Raw genomic sequence first — 1,442 nt, 5'->3', positions numbered from 1 at the left:
TCGTCGCGGGGTCGAGGGCCGACACCTGGATGGGGTCGTTCTCGGCGTCACGCCAGTCGGCGACGACGCCGACACGCACGGAGCCGTCGGCGACGACGGGATACCTGGCCTTGGCGAGCTTGGCCTGCCCGGCCCGCAGCTTCGGCGGGGTGTTGACCTCGGGCCCGACGATGCGAACCGTGACCTTGGCCTTGGCGCGCCCGTTCTTGGCGGTGGTGCCGTTGTTCACGGTGTAGTCGAAGGAGAAGCTGCCGCTGGCCTCCTGGGGGACGCTGACCTGGACGGTCTGCCCGTCGGCCGACGCGGTCGCCCCGATGCCCGCGACGTCGGGCTGGGTGACGTCGCCGGGCGAGATCGCCAGGATCGAGCCCTGCGAGTCGGAGTCGTTGTCGAGGACGTGGAGCGTGGACGTCCGCCCGGGGCGCACCTGCAGGTTGTCCGGCTGGGCCTTCGGCGGGGTGCGGCTCACCTGGTCGTCGACGAGGTTCTCGTCCTTCTTCCTGTTCTTGTTGTCGGTCTGCGGCGGGGGTATGACCGAGTTCCAGTTGTCGATCTTGACCTTGTTGCGGTCGATGTCCCAGACGTCGCCCGAGTCGAGGTCGTTGAGCACGATGAGGCCGCGGTTGACGCGCAGCTTCACGCCGTCGGTGCGCACACCCTTCTTCATGGCCCCGAGGTCCACCGTGTCGGCGTCGGCGGGACTGCCGCAGTTGCGGCCGTAGTAGACGTGCGACGCACCGGCCCACGCCGCGTGGATGCAGCTCGCGAGACGCACCGGGGCCGAGAGGAAGAGCTGCTGGCCCGGTGCGGCCTGCGTCAGCTTCACGCCGCCCACCGTCGGGCTGTCCTGGGTGAGGGGCACCTGGGTCAGCCGGGCCTCGTCCTGGATCAGCACCGTCGACGCGTCGGGCCCGGGCTGCTGCAGCGCGGCGAACGCGGGGTTGCCCGGCTCGGCGTTGCCGACCGAGAGCTGCTGGGGCTTCTCGAGAGCGTCGGAGTACAGCCGGCCCGTCCCGGAGTCCCACACCACCCAGTGGGTGCCGACCGCCGTGACCTGCGCCGACTTCGAGCTGAACCCGAGCTTGGTGGTCACGGGCCGGCCGTATGCGTTGCCCTCGGGGCGCAGCACGGTGACCGTCCCGGACTCGCCGGACACGGCATACACGGACCCGTCGACGCCGACCGCGACGGCGGCGTTGCCGCCCACCCTGACGAGCGGCTTGGCCTGGGTCTGCAGTCCGTCGAGGCCGCCGATGCCGGAGGGGTCCTCGACCCGCTGCGCGCGGAGCTCCCCCTTGGCGGGGTCGATCATCGCGATGGTGCCGCCTCGCAGGTCGACGAGCGGCGCGGTGAAGACGCGGTTGCCGGTCGCGGTGCTCGCCTTGGGCAGGACGATCCCCTGCTCGGGGGCGAGCGTGCCCTCGGCCGGGTTGATCGGGACG

1 protein-coding gene is annotated in these 1,442 nt (G+C 71.5%); it reads right to left on the bottom strand.

Translation table 11 applies throughout. The annotated features are described in order from the left end of the window. Positions 1–1,442 (bottom strand): Ig-like domain-containing protein (locus ABD194_RS19175; RefSeq protein ID WP_343994458.1); only part of this gene is annotated, 1,442 nt, incomplete at both ends.

It is taken from the genome of Terrabacter terrae, assembly GCF_039529575.1.
Taxonomy (GTDB): Bacteria; Actinomycetota; Actinomycetes; order Actinomycetales; family Dermatophilaceae; genus Terrabacter; species Terrabacter terrae.
The sequence above is the reverse complement of the archived record's forward strand: the minus strand, read 5'-3'. Positions and strand labels throughout refer to the sequence as shown.